General features: G+C 35.7%; 21 protein-coding genes. 6 read left to right on the top strand and 15 right to left on the bottom strand.

The features are described from left to right. From LB454_RS01655 to LB454_RS01635, 5 genes are read right to left on the bottom strand one after another with little or no spacing between them, the layout of a single operon-like run. Positions 1-1,362 carry a Fic family protein gene (locus LB454_RS01655; RefSeq protein ID WP_224462570.1) on the bottom strand — a complete coding sequence of 454 codons (1,362 nt, stop codon included), beginning with the start codon at positions 1,360-1,362 and terminating at the stop codon, positions 1-3. Positions 1,363-1,373: 11 nt separating this feature from the next. After that, the gene (locus LB454_RS01650; RefSeq protein WP_224462569.1) at positions 1,374-2,123 is read right to left on the bottom strand and encodes an abortive infection family protein; all 750 of its coding nucleotides are present in this window, start codon (positions 2,121-2,123) and stop codon (positions 1,374-1,376) included. Positions 2,124-2,132: 9 nt separating this feature from the next. Beyond that, entirely contained in the window at positions 2,133-3,302 is a 1,170-nt protein-coding gene (locus LB454_RS01645; protein WP_224462568.1) for a Shedu anti-phage system protein SduA domain-containing protein, read from the bottom strand. Then, positions 3,299-4,486, bottom strand: coding sequence for a restriction endonuclease subunit S (locus tag LB454_RS01640; RefSeq protein WP_224462567.1), 1,188 nt, complete (start codon positions 4,484-4,486; stop codon positions 3,299-3,301). Before LB454_RS01640 ends, LB454_RS01645 begins: the two co-directional genes overlap by 4 nt. Then, the gene (locus tag LB454_RS01635; protein ID WP_224462566.1) at positions 4,476-6,038 is read right to left on the bottom strand and encodes a type I restriction-modification system subunit M; all 1,563 of its coding nucleotides are present in this window, start codon (positions 6,036-6,038) and stop codon (positions 4,476-4,478) included. Before LB454_RS01635 ends, LB454_RS01640 begins: the two co-directional genes overlap by 11 nt. A 427-nt stretch (positions 6,039-6,465) precedes the next feature. On the opposite strand from LB454_RS01635, the gene LB454_RS01630 reads away from it, so the two are divergent. Together LB454_RS01630 and LB454_RS01625 are read left to right on the top strand one after the other, a co-directional pair. Next, complete coding sequence (locus LB454_RS01630; RefSeq protein ID WP_224462565.1) at positions 6,466-6,672, top strand: hypothetical protein; 207 nt, start codon at positions 6,466-6,468, stop codon at positions 6,670-6,672. Positions 6,673-6,785: 113 nt separating this feature from the next. Continuing rightward, positions 6,786-7,517, top strand: a complete 732-nt coding sequence (locus tag LB454_RS01625) for an SOS response-associated peptidase (RefSeq protein ID WP_224462564.1) — start codon at positions 6,786-6,788, stop codon at positions 7,515-7,517. 90 nt (positions 7,518-7,607) lie between these two features. On the opposite strand, the gene LB454_RS01620 is transcribed toward LB454_RS01625, so the two are convergent. The 5 genes from LB454_RS01620 to mnmE all read right to left on the bottom strand — a co-directional run bounded on the left by LB454_RS01620 (position 7,608) and on the right by mnmE (position 14,041). Beyond that, positions 7,608-8,423 (bottom strand): hypothetical protein, encoded by an 816-nt coding sequence (locus tag LB454_RS01620; protein WP_224462563.1) that lies wholly within the window; start codon positions 8,421-8,423, stop codon positions 7,608-7,610. A gap of 276 nt (positions 8,424-8,699) precedes the next feature. After that, the gene (locus LB454_RS01615) at positions 8,700-9,086 is read right to left on the bottom strand and encodes a hypothetical protein (RefSeq protein ID WP_224462562.1); all 387 of its coding nucleotides are present in this window, start codon (positions 9,084-9,086) and stop codon (positions 8,700-8,702) included. A gap of 722 nt (positions 9,087-9,808) precedes the next feature. Next, a complete protein-coding gene (locus tag LB454_RS01610; RefSeq protein WP_224462561.1) occupies positions 9,809-11,467 on the bottom strand; it encodes a Shedu anti-phage system protein SduA domain-containing protein in 1,659 nt (552 codons plus the stop codon). A 158-nt stretch (positions 11,468-11,625) separates the two neighbouring features. After that, positions 11,626-12,300 (bottom strand): hypothetical protein, encoded by a 675-nt coding sequence (locus LB454_RS01605; protein ID WP_224462560.1) that lies wholly within the window; start codon positions 12,298-12,300, stop codon positions 11,626-11,628. Between the two features lie 328 nt (positions 12,301-12,628). Beyond that, on the bottom strand, positions 12,629-14,041 hold the full coding sequence (gene mnmE, locus LB454_RS01600) for a tRNA uridine-5-carboxymethylaminomethyl(34) synthesis GTPase MnmE (RefSeq protein WP_224462559.1): 1,413 nt from the start codon (positions 14,039-14,041) through the stop codon (positions 12,629-12,631). A gap of 137 nt (positions 14,042-14,178) precedes the next feature. Here mnmE and LB454_RS01595 point away from each other — a divergent pair, with 137 nt between their 5' ends. Then, on the top strand, positions 14,179-14,538 hold the full coding sequence (locus LB454_RS01595) for a DUF4870 domain-containing protein (protein WP_224462558.1): 360 nt from the start codon (positions 14,179-14,181) through the stop codon (positions 14,536-14,538). 130 nt (positions 14,539-14,668) lie between these two features. Here LB454_RS01595 and dnaN read toward each other — a convergent pair whose 3' ends face one another. From dnaN to LB454_RS01580, 3 genes are all read right to left on the bottom strand, one after another. Next, positions 14,669-15,790 (bottom strand): DNA polymerase III subunit beta, encoded by a 1,122-nt coding sequence (gene dnaN, locus LB454_RS01590; RefSeq protein ID WP_224462557.1) that lies wholly within the window; start codon positions 15,788-15,790, stop codon positions 14,669-14,671. A gap of 77 nt (positions 15,791-15,867) precedes the next feature. Then, positions 15,868-16,260: a rhodanese-like domain-containing protein gene (locus LB454_RS01585; RefSeq protein ID WP_224462556.1), complete on the bottom strand. Its 393-nt coding sequence runs from the start codon at positions 16,258-16,260 to the stop codon at positions 15,868-15,870. A 2-nt stretch (positions 16,261-16,262) separates the two neighbouring features. Then, the gene (locus LB454_RS01580; protein WP_224462555.1) at positions 16,263-16,574 is read right to left on the bottom strand and encodes a rhodanese-like domain-containing protein; all 312 of its coding nucleotides are present in this window, start codon (positions 16,572-16,574) and stop codon (positions 16,263-16,265) included. 166 nt (positions 16,575-16,740) lie between these two features. Between LB454_RS01580 and LB454_RS01575 the strand changes: the two genes are divergently transcribed. Genes LB454_RS01575 through LB454_RS01565 form a run of 3 tightly spaced genes read left to right on the top strand, consistent with a single transcriptional unit; the run spans position 16,741 to position 18,432 of the window. Continuing rightward, a complete protein-coding gene (locus LB454_RS01575; protein ID WP_224462554.1) occupies positions 16,741-17,205 on the top strand; it encodes a MarR family winged helix-turn-helix transcriptional regulator in 465 nt (154 codons plus the stop codon). After that, positions 17,198-17,830, top strand: a complete 633-nt coding sequence (locus LB454_RS01570) for an NAD(P)H-dependent oxidoreductase (protein ID WP_224462553.1) — start codon at positions 17,198-17,200, stop codon at positions 17,828-17,830. The genes LB454_RS01575 and LB454_RS01570 overlap by 8 nt, the downstream gene beginning before the upstream one ends. A 29-nt stretch (positions 17,831-17,859) precedes the next feature. Beyond that, positions 17,860-18,432, top strand: a complete 573-nt coding sequence (locus LB454_RS01565) for a YceI family protein (protein WP_224462552.1) — start codon at positions 17,860-17,862, stop codon at positions 18,430-18,432. Between the two features lie 60 nt (positions 18,433-18,492). Here LB454_RS01565 and LB454_RS01560 read toward each other — a convergent pair whose 3' ends face one another. Further along, positions 18,493-19,479, bottom strand: a complete 987-nt coding sequence (locus LB454_RS01560; protein WP_224463855.1) for an SDR family oxidoreductase — start codon at positions 19,477-19,479, stop codon at positions 18,493-18,495. Continuing rightward, positions 19,479-20,759, bottom strand: a complete 1,281-nt coding sequence (locus LB454_RS01555) for a nucleotide sugar dehydrogenase (protein ID WP_224462551.1) — start codon at positions 20,757-20,759, stop codon at positions 19,479-19,481. The genes LB454_RS01560 and LB454_RS01555 overlap by 1 nt, the downstream gene beginning before the upstream one ends. Positions 20,760-20,769 lie beyond the last annotated feature (10 nt).

Here is a 20,769-nt window from a genome sequence, read left to right as displayed (position 1 = left end):
TTATTCAAATAATTCGTTCTCATTTCTAAACGTTTGCCCACTTCTAGTTAAACGATATTGTTGTCTACTACTTTTAGGTTTATCTGGAATAGTAAGTTCTACTAAGCCTAGTTTTATGGCTGGGTGCAAATAATTTTTTCTAAAGGTATGATTATGGGATAATTTAAGTAAACCCATTAATTCACTTCTGTTATGTTCGTTTTTCATAACAGACAAAAGCTTTTTAACTTGGTCGGTTACTTGGTCGGTTACTTGGTCGGTTACTTGGTCGGTCGTATAAACTTGTTCTGCAGATGGAAAGACCATTCGCAGAAAGTTTGCGGAGAATTGAAAGCAATCCTTACCATAAGTTTCCAGTATTCTTGGAATGCCTGAGCCTAATTGTTCTACCAAGTCCAAATCTTTAAAAATCCGCATTAATTCCTTGTTTCGTGGAACAGAATAGCCTTCAAAAAACTCGCTTTCGCTCAAGCCTTCTGGTAAAGCTCCTGCAGATGTGATTTCTATTCGGTCCTGAAATATTTCAAATTTGGGTGCGATTTCCCTTGTATAATCATTATGTACAAAAGCATTAATTATGGCTTCCCGTAGAGCAATATCATTCCAGAGGCGTATTTCTTTGCGTTCTTTAGAGGTGATTTTTGTTATAGTGCGATTCTCTAATTCTATTTTATCGAGTACACTTTTGGTTGCCTTAATAAGGGACACATAGCCATACTCATTGCTTTCTGCCAAATCTACACGAGTTTTACTTTTGTATTTGGCTAATTTGACCGAAATGTTATTTTCATCTGCCAATAAATAAGCAGCATAGTTTAAGTCTCCTTCTGGAGTAAGCAGTTCTAAGTTCTTTTTAAACTGTTTGTTAAGTGGTTTACGCTTTTCTTCAAAGTAAATACGCAATTGCTCAAAACTTAAATCTTGTCGGTTCGCCTTTATTTTACCTATCGAATTCCGCGTACGAGAAGCAAATAATTTCTCTATCATTTTTTGAGGCATAGGCTCTGCCGAAGTTCCAATGCGGAGATAAGAGCCTTTTTCTGTCATTCCATACTTCTTCTTGAAATATGGTTTTTCACTACCACTGGCAACAATGATTTTGATGATGTCTTTACCCTCTTTTTTATCAGCTACAACATCAAATAAACCCATAGCTGATGGAGCAATGTTGTTTTTAATGCGGTCTTTAATCTTTAACATATCGGCATCTGAGTCAGTTACACCCAAAACATTGCCGTTTTTATCGATACCAATATAGATCAAACCACCTTCGTGGTAGTTTAAAAAGGCGACCACCTCTTTTTCCAAATCTAATTCTTTGGTGAGATGCGCTTTGTATTCTATACGGTTGGTTTCTGGCATTAGTTCTATTTTTAATTAGCTTTATTTTCTTGATAAGTTTTGAACAGAAAAGTTGCCATTGAACCTGCTAAATTTACTGCTAGTTCACTGTGTCTTTCTGATGGCTTGATACTTTTCTTACTTTTCCCGTGAGCATCCCCAAGTTTATTTCTCAATGCTCCTAATCCGCTAACAATGCCACTTGCACCTCCTAGAATTTGTTTGAAGATTTGCTCCTGATGATTCTCAGGTGCTAAGTTTAAGGATTTTGCAACTTCCTTATATAATTCAGGTAATTCAGCTGCATCATTATAATCTATCTCTTGTTCATCCAAAATGTGCTTTAAGATACTTTCGATTAAAGTTCGAGCGGATGTTATAGCACCTTCAGGTTCTGTTTGTTTTCTATCAAGAGCTTTTTGCCATTGAGTATGTATATGAGCTTCATCAAAAACAATACTTTCGTCTAAAGGTGAAGTAGATTTCTTTTCTAAATAATGTAGTATTGGGGAAAATTCACTCCATAAAAATTCTCTACGCTCTTGATAAGTACTAAATCTTCCCTTAATGAAAGTCCAAAATTGATCAATTGTCCTTTTATTTTTAACCCATTCAGGTAACTGTTTTTCTATTGCTTTATTCCTAATAAGTTTGGTTCTTACTACTTTATATAATTGATCATCAAAACCGTCTCCCGTAGAACGAGCTACAACACCATCTTGAAAGTATTCAACAAGTTGATATTCATTAAATTTTTCTATTTGTTCTAATTCTTCTTGCATCTAATCTAGTTAAAAAGGCAAATCATCGTCTTCATCATTTACTTTGTCTCTATAATTCTCAGTTTCGTCTTGCCCTTCAATAATAAATTTAGCTCTTTCATATAGTTCATCGAAAGTCAATATTTCAACATTTCTGCTGTCACGTCTAAACAGTTCTAATGTTTTCTTTTTAATTTCTTTTTCTTCTGTATTTGATGATTTTTCAAGTTCTCTCCAATCACCAATGATTAAAACTACTTTAGAATCGTAGGCTTTTTGATTTAAAGGTTCACCTTCAACATATTGTTGTTTTTCTAACTTAATCATTCCTGATGATTTATGTTCTAAAATTTGTGATACACTATCAATCAAATCATTAGAAAGTCTCCATGAATTGGAACGATTTTTTTCTCTTGAAAATAAGGGTGTTGATGGTTTTTTCAATTCAACAAATGTTGTAAAGAATTTATCCCCAAGAAGATAGTCGCCAATTACCGTATTAGTTCCATCAATATTCGAATCTGATAAATGTGTTTCTCTTTGCAGAATATTCTTGAAACGGTAATCTAAGCCATAACCGAAAATCCATTGATTTTTCTCAAAAAAATATTGCCATACTTTTTCTTCACTATGTTTACTAATATCATTTTCATCTGCATAGGTTTTCCAGTAATCAGGACTGTCTTTTAACTTCTGAAATATATCAAGCCCCCTTTTTCTAAAAGAAGTATTCACAATATCCTTAGATGAAATAATACCCTCATTAATTAAGGTTTCAACGACATCTGCACCACCTTCTTTAGATAAAAGTGTTTTAACAGATCGAATGCTATCTTCATCTAAGTCCTGATCATCAAAAATTTTCAAACGCTTTTCAGTTATTCCTTTAAGGTCAATTTCATTTATAAATCTTAAAAACTCTCTGAGTTGCGCAAAATTGAATTTACTCAGTTTAATTCTTTCAGTTTCTTTACCACTAACTAATTTTATTAATTCGAAACCCTCAATATCTCCGTATTTTTCAATGTAAACAACTTTTAGCATTGTCCTAGGAGCAAATTTCATTGTGGCACTTTTTTCATCTTCGTGAACAACTTGAAAAAATCTTCCTTTTTCAAACTCATGCCAATACAACCGATTAGGTTTATAGTTTAAAATAATTTCTTCTTCTTGTGTTAGTCTTCTTCTCGATATGCTCATATCATTTCCTTTTCAACTTCAACCTTACTCATTTTTGAAAGAAGTAAATCTTTGAGTTCTGATAGCTTATAATTTTCTTCTTGTCTTTTTATAAGTTGTTTGTTTATGGGGCTTAATTCTTCTTCAAATTTTTTAAGTATTGAGTCTTTAGGGTTTTTGATCTCAATTTTTTCAAAATCGCTTTTATTTAGCATTGGCATTGTAGAACTACCCATAGCTATGCCTTTTATTTTCTCTTCTGAAATATGATTAAGAGTATAGAATAAATAATCAGAAAAGTATGAATGATTAACGACTATGGAATTTACTTGTTGATTTGTGATACAATCCATATTGACAACAGCAACTTTTCCCATATCAGATCCTATACAAGTAACAAGAATTGATCCTTCGGGCAAAATCTTATTTTGTAATTTTCCAAAGCCGATTTTAGATAATCTTCTATTTGAATCAAGTATAAATTTTTGAGATGCATTGAAATCGCCAGGTGTAACAAATGGCATTTTATTTCCAAAATCCTCTGGATTTTTACTTGATGGTGTTTTTCCAGTTATGATGCTACCAAATTCTTTCAGCTGAAAATTCTCATTAAAATCGTTATGATTATAAACAAACCATTCCTTATAAATCGCCTGGGCGGTTTCTTCCAGTTTTTGATTGAGTTGTTCGTTGATGCGGATGCGGTTGTCTACGGCATTGTATTCGGCGACGATTTGGCGTTGTTTTTCTATGGGTGGGACGGGTAATTTAAAGCTCATAAAATCTTCCCATTCTAAGCTTCCGCGGACTCCACCAACGGCATGAAACGTAGCTTCCCTATCAAATTCTTTTCGTTTAAACCACATCATCAAATAATCAGGATTTAAAACGGACTCATCTTTTACTTTAAAAACTGGATAGGCTTGGGAAATAATAGCTTTGTCATAAGTTTTAAGAATAGCAACAGGCATTTTTCCATCTCTACGAACCTGCATAATACTGCATGCAAATTGGTTTTTATGTACAATTTTATATTTCTTCATATTGGTGCCAATTGTGTTGGCAACAGACGGAATAAATTCTTTACTAATGCTTAGACCAAGTAAAACATCAATAGCCAAATCTTCGTTTCGTTGATCTACAAGTTCAATATAATCTCCAAGCCTTTTGTAATGAGATTTATCTGATTTTGACTTATAGCTCATACCCTAAACTTTTAAAGACTTTTTCCAATTCTTTTTTAGATGCAGCTTCTTGTTGGAGTAAGTCAGCAATCTCCGTTTGCAACACCTTCATTTTATCATCAAAGTCAATATTTTCATCTCTGTTGATAAACTCAATGTACTTGGAAGGGACTAAGGAGTAGTCTTTCTTTGTGATTTCAGCTTTGCTTGCCGCATAACAAAATTCGGGTACATCTTTATATTCTGCATGTTCTTCTTGCCAATTGTGGTAGGTTTTGGAAACATGTTCAATTTGTTCGGGCGAAAACTGTATAAATTTCTTTTCTAATGGCACACCAATTTGGCGCAAGTCCATAAAAAGGGTTTCGCTTTCTCTATTTTTAAATTGTCTTGTCTTATCGGGTAATTTAAGGCTACGGTCTTTTTTATTTTTGTTTAAAATCCAAAGCGTCACACTAATGTTAGTCGTGTAAAACATATTTTGTGGCAAAATCACAATGGCTTCTACCAGGTCGTTTTCTATGAGTTTTTTACGGATTTTATATTCTTCGCCACCGCCCGATAATGCGCCGTTGGCTAAGATAAATCCAGCCACACCATCTTCAGAAAGTTTGGCTACAATATTCAAAATCCAAGCATAATTGGCATTGCTTACAGGCGGTATATCATAGCCTTGCCAACGTGGGTCGTCATTGAGTTCGTCTTTGCCTCGCCAAGCCTTTTGGTTAAACGGCGGATTGGCCATAATAAAGTCGGCTTTTAAATCTTTATGCTGGTCGTTGCCAAAAGTATCGGCGGCTTTATCGCCTAAATTGGCATTGATTCCTCGAATGGCGAGATTCATTTTTGCCAGTTTATAGGTCGTATTGGTGTATTCTTGTCCGTAAATCGACACTTCTTTTTTGTTGCCGTGATGATTTTCAATAAACTTTATGGATTGCACGAACATACCACCCGAACCGCAGGCAGGATCATAAATAATACCCCGATACGGCTCAATCATTTCCGCAATTAGGTTGACAATACTCTTTGGGGTATAAAACTCACCTTTTCCTTTGCCTTCTTTTAAGGCAAATTTGGATAGGAAGTATTCGTACACCCGACCAACGATATCTTGGTCGGCATCTTTAAGTGTATCAATATCATTGATGTTGTCGAGTAGTGCGGCTAGCTTAGATTTATCCAAACCTAAACGTGAAAAATAGTTGTCAGGCAAGGCACCACGTAAGGATGGATTGTTTTTTTCAATATCGTGTAGGGCAGTGTCAATTTTTATAGCAATATCGTCTTGCTTCGCATTTTTGATGATGTAGGACCAACGGGATTTTTCATTCAGGAAGAATACATTTTTCATGTTGTAGAATTCCTTCATTTCTACATATTTTTCTTGACCTTCATCAATCAACTCTTGTTTGCGTTTTTCAAACTTATCGCTGGTAAATTTCAGAAAAATAAGTCCAAGAACGACGTGTTTGTATTCGGAGGGTTCAATAGAACCTCTTAATTTGTCGCAGGACTGCCATAAGCTTTCTTCAATAGATTTGGTTTTTTGTTGGGTATTGGTTTTCGCCATTGGTATAGGATGCTTTGCTGATTGTTAAAATTTAAAGTATGAAGATAGCATTTTATGCGAAATCAGGGGGTTTTAATATGCAATAAATACTAATTTTGCAAATTTAACGGTCAATGCAACGGCTAGATATAAACCCGTTGTTATCCGTTGCATATTTTGCAACAGGAAATGAAAAATCCGTTTCTTGATTCATTTACCTTAGCCTTTCAACACCTCAACTCAATCATCGAAATAAAGCTGAAGGATTTCAACCGTGAATTGAATGCTAAGCCTCCAAATTTTTTCATCTAAGAGAACAACCTCAGACTTTACAGCAACATAGAAGTACAAAAGCTATCACAAAGCTTTCCTAAGAAAACTAAAAAACGATTTTGGGTTTAAGGAGATACTCTTATATTAAGGATGAAACAAATAAAAACTATAATTCATGGAATTTAATACGAAGATCAAAGAAGAACTGGAAGGAAGAATCAAAGGAGTAGAGGACTTCATTGCAGAAAATGGAATAGGCTCCAAACAGCTGAATAAAGCTAAAAAAGTACAGCGCGATGGGAATTTAGCCATAGTTATTGGCGGCTTAATCACCGCTGCAGGACTAGCGATTTGGGCACTGAATCGAAACAATGACGATTAATAGAGGATAACATCTAATCCGGTTGCCAACTCATGGCAGTTTTTGAAATATTTTTATAGAAGTCCAATAGTCCACTATTGGACTTTTAATTCTATGCTTTTAAATTATAACTCATGTGCGCTCACACGTCTCAAATCCAAAAGGTAGAACAACTCGAAGAGCAGTATCAGGTCAAACTCAGCGATGAACGTCAGCGTGAGCTTTTCGACCAGCCTAGTTATCACATCATAGGCTTTACGCATGCGCAGATGCTGATCATCCCGCAGGAAAAACCCAGTGTTTTGGCTGCGGCTACCTGGGGTATAGCACCAGAAAGTAAGAAAGTAGGGGAGCTGAAAGATTATTATAAAGAAGCAGCAAAGTTTGGTGGGGGCATCAATGCCAGATCTGAAAAGGCCTTTGATCATTTTCTGTACAAGCAATCCATTTATACCAAACGCTGTATCATCCCCGTGTCCGCGTTTTACGAACCTCACGATCACGAGGGTAATAAGTATCCGTTTGTCTTTAAATCTAAAGACAAAGATTTTTTATCTCTGGCAGGCATTTACACCCGGATAGACAATAAAGTTACTTTCGCCATTCTCACTAAAGAAGCTTCGCCTTTATTTGCCAAAATTCATAACCAAAAGAATCGGCAGCCAGTGATGCTTTCTTCAGATCAAGAAAAGGAATGGCTGATGGAGGACTTAGAAGAAAAGGACATCAAAGCCATTTTTGATCAAGATTTCGATGAAGATCAGCTGGAGTACTATCCGGTGAGCACCGATTTATTCAGCCCAAAAGTCAATTCTAATGTGGAAAGCATTTTGGATAAAGTAGAATATGGGGAGCTGGAGATTTAAGTAATCAACTTTGAATCAACGCCAAGTTCAACAGCTTTTAAAACTTTATGATGTCGTTTTTTCTAATACTCGCCTTTAGATTTTTGTGCTCTACGAATTGCTTTTTATAAGCTCTTCATAAGTAGCTGCACGGTTTCTTTCCTGTTCGGCTAAGAGTCTGTAGTTTTCCTTAGCCTGTTTGGTCGCAGAGAGTTCACCAGGGTAACTTACAATACCAACCAAAAGCAGAATACTTCTGGTAATTGGAAACGTAAGTGTAACGACATCCAGTATGTTGGCAATGATGGCCCTGTTCACTTTCTTTTCCCCACCTTTGGCATACCTCGGCATCCAAATGAGGTGTAACCCTACAAAACGACCAAATCCTTCAGGATTTAGAGCTTTCGCCTGATTTTCGAATTCAATGGAACGTTCTCTGCATGCTTTTGCCGATGTGTTAAGGACGTCGACAAACACTTCTTTGGTAGAGATAGTGATGTTTTCGAGTTGTTTATACACTTTGGCATCTTCCTCTTCAGTAAATCCAATGACATCTTCTACGTCTCCACATTTGTCTACAAACTGTTTCATCATTTCGAAGAGCTGCTGACTCTCGTTCACGTCTAAATAGCCGTCTTCTACGAAAGCCTGAGCTTCATTTTTTATGACTACATAGGCCCCACCCAGTTTTGAAATTAAAGTCGTTGGTCTATATCCAGTTTTAAAGCTAATAGCCTTTTCAAACTCATCTTTCACTTCCTGAATGGGTTGTGCTTTTTGATGCACGAACCCTTGGCTGGAATGGGGTGCGGATTTGGACCTGGCTCGCCTTATGGGAATGGAATGCCTGTCTTTAAAAACAGTATTACTCACAACTCGACCCATATCTCGACCGACCTGATTAATTGCGCTTTGTAAAAATCCCATGTTTAAGCTTTAGATTAGACTTGTGAAATCAAAAGATGAGATGATTTCAGGATAAAAGTTTCCCGAATATAAGAACAACTGCTAAATTATAGACTATTGAAGCGCGAATAAATGGGTGAAAACAGGCTAATGACAGCTTCAAAGCTTAAAGCAGCTTAGCCTTTTATTTACCGAAATCCTTTTTTAAAAAAGAACCACCAGCCAGTAATGCTTTCTTCAGATCAGGAAAAGGAATGGCTGGAGGAGGATTCAGAAGACTCCAACTAGTTCCAAAAATTAAGACTTGTTAGTTTTGAAGTGCTTAAAATTAGAAGCTTTTCTTGCCATGATGTAGGAAAGTGTCCCAAATGCATAGGCAAGAATGTCCCAATAGTCTGCTGTAAATTTTTCACTGATGAGCGGAAACAAACCTTCTCCGATGAGTACTACCAGTAAAAAATAGCCCAATATATCAGTGTAAGACAACACTAAGTGTCTATCGCGCAAAAGTATCCTGCGTTCCCAAAGCACTGCATATAATAGTAAAGGCATAAGCAGTATTGGATCTAGGTAGTTATCTAGGAACGTGATGTGTAATTGAATGACTAATTGAAGATACTGATGTATCAAAAACAGCACTGCAGAAACACATACCAGGATGAGGATTGGGCTTTCCTGTTTCATAATCCGACCACAAGCGTTAAGAACATAACGATAAAAATGACAGGGGATAAGGTTAAAAACAAGATCAAAACCGGTAGTTTTAAAATAAATAGAAGAATTTGGAGGACAAGGGGATGTTTTGGTGACGGTTTCATCCAATCCTTTGCAAAGTAATAAATCAAAGAGAATAAATTCTCTGTAGTTTTTTCTTCTTTATGAAGTAGTTTATCAAGTTTGGGTTTCTTCATCTTTGCTTTGCTATGCTTTTTTGAAAATTCTAATCACCTAAAAATAGCAATTTAAAATTAGAACAGCTCAATAAAAAACAAAGCATCACCACTGTATTTCCATTTTTTTAACCTAAAAATCAGGAAGCTAAAACACCTCCGATTATTGATTCTTATAGGCAACGAATTTTTGGCATTGGATATAGAAATCACTAAAATAGGTGGATTATTTAGTGACTACTATCGCTATTTTTATGTTTTTGAGTAATCATGGCTTTAAAAGTTATGAGTATAGTCTGATGTTTTAAAATTCACTCAAAATATAGCAAAATGTGGAGTAAAAATTTTGCGGTCTTTGCTTTGTGAAATAAAAACCCTGCAATACGTAATCAACTCTAATTTAAGCCCTCTAAATTTAGCGTAAAACCAACTCTGATAAAAAGACAAAAGCCCTGAAAAGGGCTTAAAATGACTTGCTTTTTGGATTTTTATTGGCTTGTGCAACGGTTACTGTTGTTATGCCTCGTATTTAATATGTTCAGTTAAATATTTAGCTCTTTCAAACAACTCATCAAAGGTTAGGATTTCAGGATTTAACATATTCCTCCTAAGAATCTCAAATGAAGAATATTTATCTTCATTCACTCCAAATTCGCAGACAAATTCAGACAATGAGCCAATTATTAAATAAGATTTTGGCTGATATAAGAAAACTTGTTCGCCAGTTAAATTGCCTTGTGAATCTTTTATCTCAATTTTTGATGAAATAGATTTTAAAGATTTATCGACGGTTCTTTGAATTTGTGCTATTGCTCCTGACAGTTCATATGATGCACTCCAAGATTCTTTGCGATAATAATTTGATTTTAACAAATCTGTTCTATGAGTTTTTATCTCAACAAAGCATAATGAACTTATTAACCCTCTAGTTTTTAATAAACCATCAACTCTTTTACCGCTTGCATTAAAGTCATACCCGCTTACAACTTGTTCTAATTTCTTACCTTCCAAAGGACTTGAAAAAATATAATTCAAACCATGACCAAAAATCCAAGGATTTGATTCAAAGAAGATTTGCCAAACTTGTTCAGTCTTGGAAATATTATTATCTGTTTTGAATTGCTCAAAAAATTCTTTATCTGTCAGTAGTTTAGAAAAAATATCAAGTTGTTTCTTTCGATAACCTAAAGCAATAATGTCTGAATGTGAAATATCGTTTTCAATGAAACTTTTTATCAATTCAGGATTTTTCTCAATTAGTTGTTTAGTTTGATAATCCGTAAAAACAATGTTTTCAATCTGTTCGTTAGTAATTTCAAGCTTAATTGATTCACTTTGTTTCTTGTTATAAATTGTATCTAGTGGTGAGAATTCAATCTCTCTATATTCACTATCTATTTGTGAGTAGTACTCAATAGTTTTTGCGTTCATTCCAAGGTGTTTAAGAATATCAATTGTCTTAAACCCTTCATCCTGCAGATGCTTTACATACGAATATTTTAGGTGTCGAACGGTAATGACATCATCAAGTCCAACCGATTTTTTGGCTCGGTTAAAAACATTCCTAATCGAGGTTGGAGAATACATTGAACCATCTTTTAATCCTTCGAAAAGAAAATCAGACGGTTTATAAGAATTCCGATATTCTTTGAGAAGCTCCATCATAAATTTACCAATCTTTGTCTCTCGTACAATCTCATCATTTTTACCTCTTACAGATAATTTGGCATCTTTAATATCGGATACTCTTACCTTTACAACTTCTGATATGTCAAGACCTGCTGCATAAATTAAAGCTATTACAGACCTTTGTTTAATATTTGAAATTGAATTAAGTAATGCCTTTATTTTCTTCTTATCTATTGAAACAGGATTTTCCCTTTCAATAATTGGGGTTTTAATATGGTCGAAATTAAATCCAATTTTTAATATCTCAGAATACAGAAATCTTAAAGCTGCAATAGCAACATGAATAGAAGATGGACTATATTTCCTTTTATTAATTAAATAATCGAAGAAGTTATTAATCTCCTGAATTTTGATTGTTCGTAATGCTTTGTATCCACAATATTCATGTAATTGATCATACCAAGCCTTATAGCTTTGATAAGTTTTTGTATCAAGCTTTTCTTTAAATTTTTTCTCCGTTTGAATATTAAACCTAAGTTTTTTCATTTTGTATTATATGAGGCATAACGTTTTTGGATATGGTTTCGTTGCGGGAAAATCCGCAGGATTCTTTCCGTTGTAGCCGAAAGATAGCAAAATAGCGTTGAATTCCGCCAAGGAATTCAACCGCAATGAATTATAGCCTGTGTTGGGCTTAGTTATTTTTATTCATATCCGTGTTTTTTCTTCCAATCAGAGATATCAATTTTTTCAATTTCTTCAAGTCTTTTTTGTTCATAATTATTAAATGTGATATAAATAAGAACAAACCAACTGATAAATCCTAAAGTTAAAATTACAATCCGCTGTTTAAATTTTAAAAAATAATTTTCTTTTCTTAATGTAAATACATCATCAATACGACGAAAAAATTCTAAAGGTCCAAAGACGAAAATTAAAATCATTTCCCACGTTGAATAACTTTCTGTTCTGTTTTTCTCAAAAGATTCTTTTCGTTCATTTTCAAAAAAATTCTTGTATACTTTTTCAGCGTCATAGGTTGATTCCGAATTGTTATTTTCTCCAGTAAATTTGTGTTTTTTATTGAACTTACCATCATTGTTGAAATAAGATAATAATATTTCAGTCAGTTGATTTATGGAAGAAGGAGCTTTGTCAATAACAAATTGCTCATTGTTTTTTTCGTACATAGCTGAAAGTCCGTCTTCTTTTAGATTTCCTCCAACTTCAATCCAATCGTAGCCATTTTTACTTAGACAAACTTGATGAAATAAATTCCAATCAATAGAATTCATAGTCTCAAGGATGTCCGATTCAGATGGATTTTTCTTTTTCAGATTTTCTCTTGAACCATAATCAGATAAAACTAATAATTCCATTCTTTTCTAGGTGTCGTTTTAATTAAGCCCAACTATTATATATCCTCAAATATATGTAACTTTTTTAAACATGTTTTCTTGTTCAAATGGCGATATAAGTTGAATAGGCTTAAATCATTTTCTGTATACAGGAATGATGTGAAAGTTGCTTTGAGTGTAAGTACAGCTGATGATCAATGAATTTAAGAGTTAGAGTAGGGCAGCAAATCCTTTTTCCTTTCAAGCTTCATTAGAACTACTCGCCAAGCTGGATCTTGTAAATTAACTGCACGCATTAAGCAATGTATTGTAAAGGCTATAAGTTAGCAAGAGCAAATTCAACAGACACCTATTTCCCGATACAGAAATTCGCAAATATATTCCCTAAAAGTTCGTCGTTGGTGACTTCTCCAGTGATTTCCCCAAAATGGTACAAAGCCTGGCGTATGTCGATGGCGAGTAAGTCGGTAGTTAAGCCTTGATTCAGGCCTTCCTGAACTTTATTGATTTCTTCCAAAGCGAGGAGCAAGGCATTATAATGTCTGGAATTGGTCACAATCGTATCGTTGTTGCGTAAAGCACCATCGTCTACGTAGCTGAGGAGCTGATCCTGGATTGCCTCAATCCCGGTTTTATCTTTGGCAGAAATGAAAAGCAGGCCTTTGTAGTCTTCTTTAAGGCGTTCTTTATTAGCGTCGGTGAGCAAATCTGCCTTATTGGCAAGTAGGAGGAAAGGGCGCTCGGGAAAGGCTTCCTTCAGTTGAGTGATGTCGTCCTGAACGCGCTGCCATTCTTCACTTATGAGTTGGTGATTGGCATCAAAGACCCTGGGTGTGTCGATGAGTTTGATAATAACCTGAGACTGTTTGATTTTCTCAAACGTACGCTGGATGCCCAGGCCCTCTATGGTGTCTTGGGTTTCACGAATTCCTGCAGTATCTATAAATCGAAAACCTATACCGCCTATAGAAATTTCGTCTTCAATGGTATCGCGGGTTGTGCCTGCAATGTCACTCACGATGGCGCGGTCTTCGTTGAGCAGAGCGTTGAGCAGGGTGGATTTCCCCACATTGGGCTCGCCTACGATGGCTACAGGAATTCCGTTTTTGATCACGTTGCCTACTGCAAAAGAATCGATAAGTCGGGACAAGACTTTTTGAATTTTTAAAACTAAAGCCTGAAACTGTTCCCGATTGGCAAACTCGACATCTTCTTCAGAAAAATCGAGTTCGAGTTCCATCAGAGAGGCAAAGTCCAAAAGCTCTTGTCGAAGTTCCTGCAACTGATGGGTAAATCCGCCACGCATTTGCTGCATGGCCAGTTGGTGACTAGCGGCATTGTCGCTGGAAACCAGATCGGCTACGGCTTCGGCCTGACTTAAATCCATCTTACCGTTTAGAAAGGCTCGTAAAGTGAATTCACCTGGCTTTGCCGAACGGCAGCCCTTGGAAATAAGGAGTTGTATGATTTCTTTCTGAATAAACGAACTCCCATGACAGGAAATCTCCACTGTTGGTTCACCTGTGTAGGATCTTTGCCCTCTAAAAACGCTAACCAGTACTTCGTCCAAAATGCGTTCTCCCTGACGTATAGTTCCCAATTGAAGGGTATGACTCTTCTGGTCTAGGATTGATTTTTTGTTTTTGGCATGAAATAAAGGGTTACAAATCTCCAAAGCCTTTTCTCCACTTACGCGAATAATGGCAATGGCTCCACTTCCTGAAGCTGTAGCGAGAGCAACAATGGTATCGTTGTTTATCATACTGCAAATTTACAGTCTGTTTCTCAATTTGTGTTGATTTTCTGCTAGAATTGAAGTCAGGGGCAATTTTTTTAAGATTTATTTGTTAAAAAGTGTAACAAATCGAAGAGGTTGAAGTCTTATAAAAAAACATAGACATGGAAGTATATCAGGACCCTATTTTAAGAGAAGATCGTCAACTTTTGCTTTTTACTCACTTGTCACAACTCCTTACTTACATTACTGGCTTTGGTGGATTTGTGGTGCCTCTTATTATTTGGCTAATGCAAAGAGACAAAATAGAGCAGATGGATGAACAGGGAAAACAAATTTTGAATTTTCAACTCACCATGATTCTGGCAGCTTTAGTTTCTATTCCTTTGATGTTGATCCTGGTAGGTTTTGTTATTGCAGCTTTGGTAGGACTATTGTCTTTAATTTTTCCAATTGTGAATGCTATCAAAGCCAATAATGGGGAACCCACTCATTACCCATTATCGATCATGTTTTTTAAATAATTGAACCCTAGTGAGTTATTTCTCGTAAATACACCTAGCCGATAATAATTTTATTAGTTTTTAGTTTGTTTGAATCAAAACAGCCTCCAAAATGGAGGCTGTTTTTGTATACTACATAAATGAATATTGCTTATTGGTTGCCTAACATTACAGGCATGACGAGCATTGTAATGTGTTCACCATCTTCTAGACCATCTACTGGGGTTAGAATTCCGGCTCTGTTTGGCAAACTCATTTTGATCTTGATGTCATCAGAATTGAGGTTGTTCAACATTTCCGTTAAGAATTTGGAGTTGAACCCTATGGTTAAATCATCTCCCTGATAGTCGCAGGTGAGACGTTCTTCAGCTTTATTGGAATAATCTAAATCTTCTGCAGAAATGTTTAGTTCTGCTCCTGCAATTTTTAATCTGATCTGGTGTGTCGTTTTATTAGAGAAAATAGAGACACGTCTTACCGAGCTCAAAAATAATGAACGATCTATAGTAAGAACATTAGGGTTTTCTTGAGGAATTACCGCTTCATAGTTAGGATATTTCCCGTCTACCAGACGACAAGTCAGTTCTACATTTTCAAAACTGAATTTGGCATTAGATTCATTGAATTCTATTTGTACGTCTTCTTCACTTCCTAAAAGTACACCCTTCAATAGATTCAAAGGTTTTTTAGGCATGATGAACTCTGCCGGCTTATCGGTTTTAATATCTGTTCTGGAATACTTTACCAGTTTATGAGCATCTGTTCCAACAAAAATCAAGGCTTCTTCTGTAAATCTAAAGAACACACCATTCATCACTGGTCTCAAATCGTCGTTTCCAGTGGCAAAAATAGTTTTGTTAATGGCGGTTGCCAAAATATCACCTACCAATACAGTCTGACTTGCATCTTCAATAGTCACTGGAGTAGGAAAATCTTCAGCATTGGCATAAGCCAAAGCATATTTACCTTGTTCAGAGCTTATTTCTATGGTATGGTTATCCAGTTTGTGAAATGTAAGCGGCTGTTCTGGGAAAGCTTTTAGCGTATCCAAAAGCAATCTCGCGGGAACAGCGATTTCACCCTCATCACTGGATTCTACATCAAGTTTGGCACTCATCGTAGTTTCCAAGTCGGATGCAGAGATTTTAAGTGAGTTGTGATTCAATTCGAATAAAAAATTATCCAAAATCGGCATCGTGTTATTATTATTGATCACTCCACCAAGGGTCTGGAGGTTTTTCAACATATATGTACTGGAAATGATAAATTTCATGTGACTTAAGTATTTGATCTATGCAAATATATTTTTTTCTAATGAATAATGGTGAATTATATGAGCTTACTAAGACTTTATTGAGGCAGAGTATCCTTTATAAGTTCTTGCTTGAACTCCCATTGTGTCAATCCTCCTTTGAGTTGATAAATTTGTTTAAACCCCGCATCTCTAAGAATACTTGAACATTTTTCTGAACGTCTTCCTGTCCTGCAGTAGACTGCTACTGGTTTATTTTTGTCGAGTTGACTTATCTTGTAAACAAATTCATCGTCATACACCAGATTTTGAGCTCCTTTCAGATGACCTTCTCTAAAGGCTTCAAGCGATCTCACATCTATCAATTGTACAGAATCTAATACCATGAGTTCCTTCATTTCCTGAGAAGTAACCATAGTGGCAGAGCTTTCCTTTGGAGAACAGGAGAACATAAGACCAAGAAAAATAAAAGCTAAAGCTAAAACTCTCATATTTATTTTTTTACCTCACCTTTCCAGTCCAAAATTCCACCTTCAAGATTATAAGCATTCTCAATGCCTGCTTTATTCATCAGTTGACAAGCCATTTCACTACGGCGTCCAGATCTACAATACACGTAGTAATCTTTATCTTTCGGAAGCTGTTCTATTGCGTTAATAAATTTTTCAGAGTCTTGTATATTGATAAGTTTTGCGCCTTCAATATAACCTTCGTTGAATTCATCTGGAGTTCTTACATCTATAATTTCAGCCTTATCAGATGATTTTAATCCTTCGACCCACTTTTCTTGATTCAAATTTTCCATAAAGTTTTTTTACAAAATTAAATCGTAAAAATACAATAATCCTAACAGCTAGTCAGATTTTAGATCAATTCTCTTATTGATTTTTTGGGTTTGAAAGTTTAACAAAGATTTTAAATTTCGAAATCAACTTATCACATACATTTGTACCAACAACAATTGTAAGTACATGATTATCGAAAAGGAATTAAAAATTACTAAAAAATTACCTGAGTGTAAGAAAGCATTGCTTAACCTCATGTATACAGGTAATTGGATAAATGATGAAATTACATCTATCCTAAAGCCTTTTGATATATCGACTCAGCAATTCAATGTGTTAAGAATTTTGAAAGGGATGAAAGGCACTCCATCTACTTTACAGACCATACAGGAACGGATGATCAGTAAAATGAGTAACACAACTCGTCTGGTGGATAAACTGATTAAGAAAAATTACGTGCAAAGAGAGCAGTGTGAATCCAATCGTCGTAAGGTGGATATAACCATAACGGAAGAGGGCATAAAAGCATTGGATGTCATTAATGTTGCGGTAGATGAAGCAGAATCCAAAATAACCAATAACCTTTCCCACCAGGAACTCGAACATTTAAATCATTTATTAAATAAACTTAGAACTAAAACCTATGCATAATTACATTGAAAAATTACACTGGCGTTACGCCACAAAACAATTTGATCCAGAACGTAAAGTATCTGAAGAAGATCTAGAAACTCTACTAGAAGCGATAAGACTCTCAGCTTCTTCATATGGATTACAGCCTTATGAGGTTATTGTGATCAAAGATCCTGAAGTAAAGGCTAAATTGAAACCAGCAGCGTTTGGTCAGCCACAAATCACAGATTCTTCTTACCTGCTTGTATTTGCTTATAATACTAATGTAGATGAAAAGTATCTTGATGAGTTTATCAAAACTAACAGCGAGACCAGAAATCAACCGCTGGAAGCTTTTGATGGCTTAAGAGACATGATCAAAAATTCTGTACTTACCTTTTCAGATGAAGTGAAAGAAGTATGGGCATCCAGACAAGCTTACATCGCGATTGGTAATTTACTATCTGCAGCCGCAGAGTTAAAAATAGATACTTGTCCGATGGAAGGATTCAATCCTGATGAATTTGATGAATTACTGGATTTGAAATCAAAACATCTGAAATCTGTTGCTCTTACAACTATTGGTTACAGAAGTGATAAAGACCAGTTGAAAGATGCTAAAAAAGTAAGGAAATCAAACGAAGAACTATTCACAATAATTTAAATACAAACATTAATTTAAAATTCAATACTATGAAAATGAATTTATTAAAAGGTGCATTGGCCACTACAGTAATTTTGACTTTGGTAGCTTTTACCAACAGCATCGAAAAGAAAAAAGTAAATGTAAAAGAAAGCACTATCCAGTGGGAAGGTGAGAAATTAACAGGATCACATGAAGGGAATATTCAACTTAAAGATGGATTTTTCCTAATGGAAGATGGTGAATTGACTGGGGGAGAATTTACAGCAGACATGACCACAATTGATGTGACCGATCTTGAAGGCGATAGCAGAGATAAATTGATGGGTCATTTGAGATCTGATGATTTCTTTGGTGTTGAAAATCATAAAACAGCAAAATTCGTTATCACTACAGTTGCTAAAAAAGGAGATATTTATGGTATCTCAGGAGATTTAACCATCAAAGGAAAAACTAACCCAATCGCATTCGATTTGAAAATGGATGACAATTCTGCTACAACCAATCTTACCATTGATAGAACAAAATATAATGTAAGATATGGTTCTGGTTCTTTCTTTGACAACTTAGGAGACAACACTATTTACGATGAATTTAATCTCGCAATCAATTTAAAATTTTAGTTGATTAGTTTTGATTTGATTAGGAACCTGCCAGAGATGGCAGGTTTTTTTATGCCGTCTCTACACTGTTCTGTTGAAATAATCCCAGGTTACTTTTAGACCTTCTTGAACATTAAATTTTGGATTGTACATCATCAATTGTTTGGCTTTGTCAATATCAGCCAGAGAATCTCTTACGTCTCCCTGTCTTGGAGGGCCATATACAGCATCCAAGGGAATACCGGAGGAATCCTGTAATGATTTCCATAATTTATTTAGACTGATGCGCTCTCCAAATGCTACATTATAAACCTGGTTCACGGCGTTTTGAGTCGCAAAAGCAGCTTTTATATTGGCCTGAACGGCGTTTTCTACAAAAGTAAAATCACGTGTTTGCTCACCGTCACCATTTATAGTTGGTGAAGTTTTGTCCTTTAGCGCTTGCATAAACAGAGGAATAACTGCTGCATAAGCTCCCTGAGGACTTTGTTTTGGTCCAAACACGTTAAAATAACGCAAGCCTATTATTTCCATGCCGTAAGTTTTGGCAAATACATCGGCATAGAGTTCATTCACATATTTGGTGACCGCGTAGGGAGATAGGGGTTTTCCTATACGATCTTCAATTTTGGGTAAAGTAGGACTATCTCCATAAGTCGAGCTTGAAGCAGCGTAAACTATACGCTTTACGGTTTTTGAATTTTTACTGGCAACCAGCATATTTAGAAATCCAGAGATATTTACTTCATTGCTTGTTATAGGGTCATCTATAGAGCGAGGAACAGATCCCAGTGCTGCCTGATGTAAAACTATATCTATCCCATCTACAGCTTTTTCACAATCTTCTAAGTTTCTAATATCTCCTTGTTGAAATTCAAAGTTGGACTCAGATTCAAATTCAGCAATATTTTCAAAATATCCATTGGATAGATTATCCAGGACACGAACTTTTTTGGCATCAAATTTCAGGAGGTATTCAACTATATTGGATCCAATAAAACCAGCACCTCCGGTAACTAAAAAACTTACTTTACTTAAATCGCTATCATGATAAGCTTCAGAATACATCATAATCTACCGTCAATTTTGTCGGTTGGTAAAAAGGATTTAACGTCAAAAACAACGGCCTTTTCATTTTTTAATTTATCAAAATCAAGTTCTAAAAATTCCTTGTGGGAAACGGCTAAAACAATACTATCATAAGTGTTATTGATTTCATGACATCTTAGTATCTCAATATCAAACAATGCTTTCACTTCTTCTTTATTGGCCCATGGATCGCATACGTCTACCTGCATATTGTAGGTCTGCAGTTCTTCGATCACATCTATGGCTTTGGTATTACGAGTATCAGGACAATTTTCTTTGAAGGTAATTCCCAGGACCAGTGCCTTTCCGTTTTTGACCTTTGCTTCTTTGTTGAGCATCAATTTGATGACTTCATTGGCGACATATTTGCCCATTCCGTCATTCATCCGTCTTCCTGATAATATGATCTCTGGGTTGTAGCCCACTTCCAGTGCTTTTTGAGCTAAATAGTAAGGATCAACACCTATGCAATGCCCACCCACCAGTCCTGGGGTATATTTAGTAAAATTCCATTTGGTTGCTGCAGCTTCTAGGACATCATTCGTATCGATATCTAAAAGTCTGAAGATTTTAGATAATTCGTTTACGAAGGCAATATTGATATCTCTTTGAGAATTTTCAATTACTTTAGCGGCTTCAGCCACTTTTATGCTGCTGGCTAAGTGAGTTCCCGCCGTGATAACAGACGCGTATAATTCATCTACTTTCTTGGCAATTTCAGGAGTGGAACCCGAAGTCACTTTTAATATAGTTGTCACTGTATGCAATTTATCACCGGGGTTGATGCGTTCTGGCGAATATCCTGCAAAAAAGTCTTTATTGAAGATTTTACCCGAGTACTGCTCCAAAACAGGAACACAAACTTCTTCAGTAACGCCTGGATAGACTGTAGATTCGTAAATAACTATGTCTCCATCTTTCAATAGCTTTCCAATGGTTTCGCTCGCCTTTATCAAAGGAGTTAATACCGGCTGTCTATTTTTGTCTGTTGGAGTAGGAACGGTCACAATAAAAATTGTAGCGTCTTTCATGTCCTCAGCATCAGTAGACAATTTCATAGCTGGTGTCTCATTTTCAGTAAGAGCTGCTTTCAGGTCGCTGTCTGAAACTTCCAGCGTATGGTCTGTACCGTTATTCAGTTCTTTGACTCTAGCTTCGTTAATATCAAAACCGATGACTGGGTATTTTTCTGCAAATGCTACAGCAAGTGGTAAACCTACATATCCAAGGCCTATAACTGCTATTTTAGGATGACTCATAAGTGAGAGA

Source organism: Psychroflexus montanilacus (assembly GCF_020164535.1).
In the GTDB taxonomy this organism is placed as follows: Bacteria; Bacteroidota; Bacteroidia; order Flavobacteriales; family Flavobacteriaceae; genus Psychroflexus; species Psychroflexus montanilacus.
This window is presented reverse-complemented; position numbering and strand designations above follow the sequence as displayed.